Source organism: Chryseobacterium sp. (assembly GCF_022712095.1).
In the GTDB taxonomy this organism is placed as follows: domain Bacteria; phylum Bacteroidota; class Bacteroidia; order Flavobacteriales; family Weeksellaceae; genus Chryseobacterium.
The window spans coordinates 1-8,669 of the sequence record NZ_JALAHD010000161.1; the positions used below are offsets into that span (position 1 = coordinate 1).

At 35.2% G+C, this 8,669-nt stretch carries 8 protein-coding genes; 2 read left to right on the forward strand and 6 right to left on the reverse strand.

Annotation, left to right across the window (positions count from 1 at the left end; translation table 11 throughout):
* The 6 genes from Q0A18_RS08105 to tssO all read right to left on the reverse strand — a co-directional run.
* On the reverse strand, positions 1–2,224 hold a 2,224-nt coding region (locus Q0A18_RS08105), incomplete at its 3' end, for a hypothetical protein (protein WP_292009647.1).
* Positions 2,225–2,241: 17 nt separating this feature from the next.
* Complete coding sequence (locus Q0A18_RS08110; protein WP_292009648.1) at positions 2,242–2,745, reverse strand: DUF4280 domain-containing protein; 504 nt, start codon at positions 2,743–2,745, stop codon at positions 2,242–2,244.
* 71 nt (positions 2,746–2,816) lie between these two features.
* Positions 2,817–5,216: a type VI secretion system protein TssR domain-containing protein gene (gene tssR / locus Q0A18_RS08115; protein ID WP_292009649.1), complete on the reverse strand. Its 2,400-nt coding sequence runs from the start codon at positions 5,214–5,216 to the stop codon at positions 2,817–2,819.
* 56 nt (positions 5,217–5,272) lie between these two features.
* On the reverse strand, positions 5,273–6,181 hold the full coding sequence (locus tag Q0A18_RS08120; protein ID WP_292009650.1) for a PKD domain-containing protein: 909 nt from the start codon (positions 6,179–6,181) through the stop codon (positions 5,273–5,275).
* Positions 6,182–6,241: 60 nt separating this feature from the next.
* Positions 6,242–6,763 carry a type VI secretion system transmembrane protein TssO gene (locus Q0A18_RS08125; RefSeq protein WP_292009651.1) on the reverse strand — a complete coding sequence of 174 codons (522 nt, stop codon included), beginning with the start codon at positions 6,761–6,763 and terminating at the stop codon, positions 6,242–6,244.
* 19 nt (positions 6,764–6,782) lie between these two features.
* Positions 6,783–7,319 carry a type VI secretion system TssO gene (gene tssO / locus Q0A18_RS08130; RefSeq protein ID WP_292009652.1) on the reverse strand — a complete coding sequence of 179 codons (537 nt, stop codon included), beginning with the start codon at positions 7,317–7,319 and terminating at the stop codon, positions 6,783–6,785.
* A gap of 177 nt (positions 7,320–7,496) precedes the next feature.
* On the opposite strand from tssO, the gene Q0A18_RS08135 reads away from it, so the two are divergent.
* On the forward strand, positions 7,497–8,168 hold the full coding sequence (locus Q0A18_RS08135; protein ID WP_292009653.1) for a response regulator transcription factor: 672 nt from the start codon (positions 7,497–7,499) through the stop codon (positions 8,166–8,168).
* Positions 8,169–8,304: 136 nt separating this feature from the next.
* On the forward strand, positions 8,305–8,595 hold the full coding sequence (locus tag Q0A18_RS08140; RefSeq protein ID WP_002984212.1) for an HU family DNA-binding protein: 291 nt from the start codon (positions 8,305–8,307) through the stop codon (positions 8,593–8,595).
* Positions 8,596–8,669: the final 74 nt, after the last annotated feature.

Consider the following 8,669-nt stretch of genomic DNA (forward strand, 5'->3'; position numbering starts at 1 on the left):
ATGTTGCACCTTCTTGGTATTTTACTGCATTTGGGCTAAGGTCAGAAGGTTCTATATTTTCAAGTGGTAACAAATCACCTTCATAATCAGCAGGAAAAATACAGTAAGGATGGACTTTTCTTTTTGGTGCTGTCCAAAATCTAACTCCGTTATCCTGATTACCCCCTAATAGTATATAATTATTAGAATTACTTTTATCAATACCTACTATTATGGTTGTATGTCCGTTATTGTGCCATTCTACAATTCCTCCTATATACATTTCATTATATTTTTTTCCCCATTTTTCAGATGTTTCATAAGGAGCTCCATTATTTCTTTTAACTAAATTTTCTTTCCCGTGCCAAATAGCCCCCGGATCAGGTTGATATTTGTGACCGGAAGCTTTTAAACAGTATGCTACAAAAGCCCCACACCAAGCAGAATTCGCCCTATTTGAGTCGTTTTCACTACCACATCTCCTCATCTTAGCATTGTCTGTACTTGCGTGATATGTATCTATAATATACTGACAGTGGGTAGATTCCCTAATTGCTTTTGCCTCTTCTGCAATTGCAATATCTACCCAAGGAGGGTATTTTCCATCACTATCTCGTCTCTCTTCCGGCTTATTTTCACAGATTCCTCTGAAAATTTCAGATTCACCCAAATTATAATGCTCTCTTGTCAAAACATCAGTAACCTCCCAAACATAAGTTTTACCATTTTCAAAACCTTTTCTACTAATAACTCCTCTAGAATAAGATCTAAACTGTCTTCTATTTGCATACTCTCCATTTTCCCTCATAAAAGAAGGGTTACTGGAATAACCATATTTTGTCACCCATGGTTCTCTGCTCAGATTATCAACATCATATGGAGCATTTGGTACTGAAACCCCTTCATCAAATAATATATAATTTCCATTACTACCTTGCCCTACTGCATTTTGTTTTAAAACTAACAAATAAAGATCGGTCATAGTGTTAAGCAAGTCTTTCTTTCTCTCAAAATATTTCTTAACATAATCCATTTGCTCAACAAAAGTCATTCTTTTCAATTCGCGTCTGGTTGTTCCTACGGACCTGGCTGATGCATCACTAAATTGGATTAATCCTGAGTAACCAGATCCATTATCCTTTGAAGGATCAAAAGTTGCAGCAGTTTCCAGATGCATGACAGACATTAGTTCACTGGCCTTCTGCTTTTTTTGTTCTTCACCCCATAACTCTGAACAAACCTGTAAAACTTTTTTACGTTGTTCACAAGTAAGCTTACTGCTCCAATAAAATTGATTTTCATCTAACTTACAAAAACATTCCTTTGGATCCTTAGCTTTTTCACTTTTGACGATCGTTTCAGTCTTCCCCTCCTTTTTCTTTGGAGCAGGCTTCTGTTCAGCCTTCACTGTTCCTTTTGATTCTCCCCAATCCCACAATTCACTAAACCAATCTACCACCTCATCAACAATTCCTTTCTCTTCTTTTTTAGATTGGGGCTTTTGGGCGGCAGGGGAATCTTTAGCTTTTACGGGAGCTTGTGCAGGTTTTTTAGGCACTTTATAATCTGGATTTTTTACATCCACATTTTTTGTAGCATGTTTTTTATTTTTATAATATTCTACCGTTACGTAAAATTCAAGTTCTTTAGCATCTGTTTCCCCTTTCATGGCTTTCTGCATTAGAGCCTTTGTCAGCACAAACTCTGCATTGGCCAATCCGTTTTTCCCTACTGCTACCGTCTTACTGTCTACAAAAAGATTAGCAGGATTATGTCCTTGACCTTTCGCATCATCTTCCCAAAGGGTAAATAAGAGCTTTTCTCCCGTAAGATTTACGGTTTGTGCTTTAGCAACTAATTTTTCTGTATAGCTAAAAACTGTTCCTTTAGAATCATCAGCATAAAACAGCTCTACTTTATTGATCTTTGGAATGGTACTTTCCTGTGGTCTGATTTCTATGGTAGTGGGACCCTTTCCTTCCGGAGAGTGGAGGTAAGCTTCTAATCTATACGTATGTTTAGAAGCAACCTGTCCAAAGGTAAAAACCCCGTTTCCCTTTTTCCGGATATTGGTAGAAGTAAATTTCCCGTTGGACCTCTTCTTAAAAAGTTCCCATGTTACCAATGCAGGATTTCTTTTTACCGATGGGGTTGCAGGATACCACTCCGTTACTTTATATAGGGTTTCCTCTCCAACTTTAGGAGTAGGATTACCTGAGATTTTTGACACTCCCTGCTTAGACATGATGAAAATATTTAAGGTTAATAAGCATCAATTTCGTCTTCTTCCACCATTTCCGTGAAATCATCCATCTTTACCAACGGGTTGATATGCTGTATGGTTTTACTGTCAGCATTTTTCACATTCTCTTTACTCATCTCACCACGCTGACCATGATCCAATATGGTAATTATTCCCCCAACACTGCATTGAAGGCGGGAAGCTTCCGTCACACAGCTTTTACCCATTATTTTTACCTTTTCATAGGTCACCTGCCATTTTCCGGCTGGCGCATAAATACACGGAAGATAGCCTCCTGACGTAGGTCTCAGCTTACACTGTCCGAAACTTGGGCCCGCAGGATTGAATTGAAGGTCATCTTCCGTTACAGCAAGATAATCCTCTATACCTTGCGAATCATTCCAGTAATGTTTCTGATGGGTCGTAACTTTATATTGTGGAAACTGATCTCCCTGATTGCATTGTGCTTTGCCTTTCTGGACAACAAAATGTTTGCTGTCATGGGCCGATGATTGGTCTGACATATGTTGTAATTTGGTAATATCAAATATAATAAAAAAGCGGAAATAATATTCCGCTTTCTAATAGTAAGTTATTAATGCTTAGTATATTCAGGTTCTTCTACCGGCAACATAGTCGGCATAAAATATTCATTTAACCAATAAAATTCCTGTCCGTTCTGTTTGATTTTAACCGCAGGGTTTTTTCTGTGAGCCAACATCCTGTCTGCCAATTCTTTATAATGACGGAAATAGGTTCTCACTGTTTCATTGGTAATAATCTTAGATTTTTTCCAGCCTTTCAGCTTATAATGAGACATCAGCTCTTCTCCTGAGTTATCAAAACCGGTACTTACTCCTACCGAATAAGACATTGGCTGTGCATACAGATCTCTCTTCTCAAGGGATTTGATTGTAGGATTATACTTCTGAAGAATTTTGACATATTCTTTAATAGCTTTTGATTGATTAAAGTCTGCTTTATCTGCTCTGGTACTATTATAAACCTCTGTGTAAAATGCTTTTAGATTGTCATATTCCGCTTCAGAAATTAAGATTCCCCTTTCTATTCCAGGTTCAAAATCTTTTAATTCTTTTGGAATATATCCTTTCACTAAGAACGGACTTCCATAATTAATCAGCTGAGCAGCTATCCCGGAAGGAACCGGATTGGTAAGTCCCGGGTACAGGTATTTATATTTTAAATCCACATCTGTTCTGCCTGCCCCTACGGATGAATGGAAATAATCATTTAATGAATTGTCAATTGTTATATTATCCAAAGTGACCTGAGTAATAAGACTGTCTACAGACTTTTTCAGGAATCCGGGAGTTGTAATATCTCCTTTTTTAGGGAAGATTACAAAACCTTGAGCCATACTTTGTCTTGGGTAATCCAAAGAATAGAAACCTTCATCTCCTTCTACAAGATTAAAGTTATTCTTTGTTAAAACATCATTCTGATTAATGATTTTTTGCTTCTTAAGTTCAGCAATATTTTTAGCGGTATTCGTTACTACATTTTCAGCTAACAATACAAAATCATTATAGGTGTCTGCAGAACGCGCACTGGTTTGGAACATAATTAACCTGGCCTGAGCCTGAGTAAGGGAGTTGATAACCCCATACATGTTTCCACTCTGATTGGCAGAAGTTCCTACCGTAATCACAATATTGGTTTCGTCCGGAACATGGGATAAAAGATTCCCTGCTGCAATAAGCCCTTCGTTAACAGGCTGATAGCTACTACCTCCTGAACAGTTCATCTCATTCATTTTCTGATCAATGAAAGTAGTGATTTTGCTGTAATCCTTACTGAGATTGGAAACCACGACATTATCTCCACATGGATTGTTTTTATATAATACCACACCATATTTCACAGATTCAAAATAGGATGGTTTTTCAAAACGAAGCTGCAAATCCTGTAATAATGATTTTACAATTGGTGCATAAGGAGCATTAGCTCCGCTTATATCTAGAGTAAAGACAATATTAACGTTTTTATCCCTCTCGGTAATTTCCTTGTATCGGTCAAAATAGATAGGTTCCCCTAATACGTTAAATACATAATTCTTACTGTAATCTAAAATATTAGTGAAATATTTAGTTTTTGAATCGGCAGGAGCTTCTTCATCCAATGATAATTTGATTGGGAAAATATTATCTAAAGGAGTTCTTTTATCTACATCCGTAAGAAGTATGGCTGTTCTGCTGGCCGCATCACTTCCCCCTGGAGATCCTTCATGAATCCCCAGAGAAGTCTCCTTTACACCAGTCGGGTTCTTCATTTTGATGGCAGAACGCTCTCCCCATGCCGAAATAACATTAGAACTTACCCATCCGTACAATCCTGTACTGATACTGTCCATATCTATAGTAGGTTTTCTTCCCACCAAAAATCTTTTATTATTTTCGGCTTGTTTATAAACATACACCATCTGTCCGTTAGGTATTTTAACATCGGCAGCCTCAATTAAGCTTGGCGAATTAAAAACCATAATGGAATCATTTTTATAGTATCTTTCAGCACTTCTGATAACATCACTGTTACTTGGTACTACCGCTACTCTTACAGGATAGCCAGTTTTTTCATTTTTTAAAGAGCTGTTCCATAAAAGAAGATCAGAGGCCGGAATCCATCCATAGGTTTTGATGGATTTGGAAGAAACTTTTTTCATTAAAGCTTCAGGAATATATTCCGCAACTTTTACCATGCCGTTTCTTTCTTTCAGAACCATCAATGGCTCTAAAAACTTGACTTCTTTATATGATTTCTGGTCATTTTTAGCGATATATGCTGTATTTCTGGATCTGTCCGAAATAGCGATCCATGGAATTGATTTCTTGGGATATCCGTTAATCACTGATTCATTATCAATTTGACCGTATTGAGAGGCACTGGGAGTTTTTTGCGACGGCAGTTTTACCTGACAACTGATCAGCAATGCTGAAACTCCTATATAATAAGCTGCTAGAGGAAATCTATTTTTCATCTTAATATTTATCTTTTAGATTGATTGGGTGAGTCCTTCGAAACGGACTTCATAATTTACTTACTTTGGTTGATATCGACTTTAGTTACACAGTTTTGTGCATCATCAAAATTCACTTTTACAGTCTGGATAACATTATTTTTATCAAACTGAAGTCCTGCGCAATACATGTAAAAATTATTCATTTTACTGTCATTTACTTTCACGACAGTATTTTCATTTTTACATAAATACTTATTCAGCAAATAATTATAGTGGTAATTGAAGCTATTACCGTTTGCTATTTGCTGTAAATGATATTTAAAATCATTATCAATCTTTTCATAAGCATCCTCTACAGTTACCTCTCCATCATCAAGGGCATCATAAGCCGGAAGGATTTTGATACGGTGAAGAATCGGTTCTACATTCTGATCGGTATATAAAGTAACCACATAATCTCCAGGTTTTTTATATGAATAAATGGCCAGCTTTTCTTTAGAGTCTATATTTCCCGTTTCTCCAAATTTCCAGGTAAACTGGTTGGCATTGGAAATAGCACGGAACTGCACATTTTCAAACTGCATAGCCTGTGTCTGCGCATCAATTGTAGTTGGTGAAATACTGTCTTTAGGCTTTGGAATACCTCTTGCTGAAACCAATACAGGAAATGATTTGGAATACTTGTTATCAATAATCAGAGTTACCTGGTAATATCCCGGTCTGTTATAAAAGTGAATTCCTTTACTTTTATCTGATGTAGTTCCATCTCCAAAATCCCATTTCTTGAATTTTGCAAATTGTGTTTTATCCTCAAATGAGAGTGTATCTCCTACAGATACGGATGATGGGTAAACAACTCCTACAATGTCATCTGCTGAATGGATTACTTTCTTTTGTAACCATAATACTACCAGAGCAGCAATAAGTAAAGTTGCGATTACACCAATAATGATGTTCTTTTTGTTCTTTTGGAAATAATTCATAGTTAATAATTCTGTGATAAAGTGTGCTTTTATTAAGTAATATTTTTTCTTTAGTGATCGTTAATTCCGTGATTTTAATGCATTCTCTCTTTGTATAAGCTGATCTTTCTTTTCTTTAAATCCTATTGAACAGTCTTGGAACTGTTTCTCAAAAACCTTGATGTTTTCAGATTTTTTAGAAATAATTTTTTTATCGTCAAAATACATTTTGTAGAATTGGGCAACCTGAGGATAGCCTTCTTTACGCAGATCATTGACATTTGCATTTTCAAAAGAGTTGGCAATATCATTGATTCCGTATCGGATATTATTTTCTTCAAAAGGTTGAGGAACTTCATCCGTCAGTTTACTGATCTGATTGAAAGTACTGTCCAGTAAAGGCTGAACTATTTTCTGCTGCTGATCAAATTTCGATTTCTGCTCTAGGGTCTGTATAGCCAGCATATCCGAAGTCGAAAACGGAGATTCAAAAGCTTTCAAAAAAATAATTCCTAACAATAATAGTGAAGTAAGCAGCATCAATAACAGATAAAAAAACTGATAATGCTTTTCTTTTTTAGATAGTGTAATGTGTCCCTGCATGGTTCATAGTTTATAGTTTTTATCTTCTTCTTCTACTTCCCGTAAACTTTCGTGTAGGATCAACTCTCAATTCACTGTTCACTCTTCCCACTTTTCCCATACATTCATTCAGATCCCTGAGCGCTGTCTGTTCTTTGTTAGAAATATTGATGATCTGGGTTTTTAAAGCCAACATCGGCTCTAAATTTTTCAGTAAGACAGAATAATGCTTGAAATTTTTGGCGCTGTCCGATCCCATAATATTTTTAGCATCCCTTACATTATCCATAATGTAATTTCTCAGGAAAATATCATTATCAACTTTATTAATGTCCAGCAGGTTCATTCTATAGTAAATACTATCCACCTGGATCTTCAATAATTCATTTCGGCTCAGTAAGTTTTTGTATTCGTCAACTTCTTTCTGAATTCCCTTTCTTTGAATATCATAGCTCTTAAAAAAGAAAAATACAGCACAAAAGGATACACCGGATAGTACAATGAAAGATAATATAAACTTCCATATTCCAATTCTGACATCAGACTTGTTCAGTTTTTTGTCACTATTTGTAGACATATTTTGTGATTGTTTTGGGGTTGTGAAATTAGGAAAAAAAATAAATATCCACAATATTTAATTTATCAGGTTATTCGCACATTCTCTTTATGGTGAAATCAATACTAAAAGTTTCATAAGTTTTTCATAAATTTGGGGTCTGAATTTTAATTATCACACACCAAATCGATATTAAAAGTGAGTAAAATCTTATCCAAAACGGTGCGGTTTTCCATAGCGGACAGTGATTTCTATTTTAAAAAAATAATGATCAAAACGCTTACTGAAAGTCCCTTCTATGTACTTCTCAATGACTGTAATAATGGGCATGAGCTTGTGAACAGAATCTACAGAAGACAGGAAGACGTATTTCTTGTTGAACTTTTTATGCCTGTATTAAGTGGAATTGAAGCTATAAAATACATCAGAAAAAGCAATACAGAAACACCGATTATTACTTATTCCGGAACTTATCAGGAAGATATGGCTGAGATTCTTTCAAAAATCCCCAATATTTATTACTGTCAGAAAAAAAGCAATATTATATTAGACCTTATCAGGGGAAAGGTAAATTCGGATGAATTTGATTATGAAAATTATTCAAAAGAATGGGAAAAACAGCCTCTCGCCGTACAGGAATATATGAACCGGCAGAAGAGAAGTCAGGAAGAACTTTCTTCCACAGAAATACAGTTGATGAGATTCTGCTATGAAGGTTTCAGTAACAAAGAAATAGCAGAAAAACTCAATCTCAGCACAAGAACTATTGACACTTATATTAACAGGCTTACTGAGAAACTTGGACTAAAAACCAAGCTTCATCTTATCAGATTTTGTGTAGAAAACGGTTACTATAATTCGAGTATGTAAGGCTGAAAAGGCAACGATTATTATACTAAATATAAAAACCTCAATAGTTTACCCAAAATATTTTATCAACTAATTTGCTAATCTTCAATTTTTTTAACTAAATTTGCAGACCTAAAATTTAAAATTTATTAAGGAAATGACAAAGGCAGAATTGGTAAACACCATCTCAAATAAGTTGGGAACAGAAAAGAATGAAACACAGAAAGTTGTAGAAGCTTTTATGCAGGAGATTAGAACTTCAATGTACAATGGAGATAATGTTTATCTAAGAGGTTTTGGTTCTTTTATTATTAAAACAAGAGCAGCTAAAACGGGACGAAACATTTCTAAAAATACTGCAATTGAGATCCCTGCTCATAACATTCCTGCTTTCAAACCTTCAAAATCTTTTGTTGAGAAAGTAAAAACTAAAGTTGCAGTAAAATAAATAATTAACTGAATATTAACTAGTTACTAAAAATTAAAATTATGCCAAGCGGAAAAAAAAGAAAAAGACACAAG

Bases quoted from the DNA above. Each gene is read 5' to 3' on its own strand.
- Q0A18_RS08110 (WP_292009648.1), bottom strand. From the start codon at position 2,745: ATGTCAGACCAATCATCGGCCCATGACAGCAAACATTTTGTTGTCCAG.
- tssR (WP_292009649.1), bottom strand. From the start codon at position 5,216: ATGAAAAATAGATTTCCTCTAGCAGCTTATTATATAGGAGTTTCAGCA.
- Q0A18_RS08120 (WP_292009650.1), bottom strand. From the start codon at position 6,181: ATGAATTATTTCCAAAAGAACAAAAAGAACATCATTATTGGTGTAATC.
- Q0A18_RS08125 (WP_292009651.1), bottom strand. From the start codon at position 6,763: ATGCAGGGACACATTACACTATCTAAAAAAGAAAAGCATTATCAGTTT.
- tssO (WP_292009652.1), bottom strand. From the start codon at position 7,319: ATGTCTACAAATAGTGACAAAAAACTGAACAAGTCTGATGTCAGAATT.
- Q0A18_RS08140 (WP_002984212.1), top strand. From the start codon at position 8,305: ATGACAAAGGCAGAATTGGTAAACACCATCTCAAATAAGTTGGGAACA.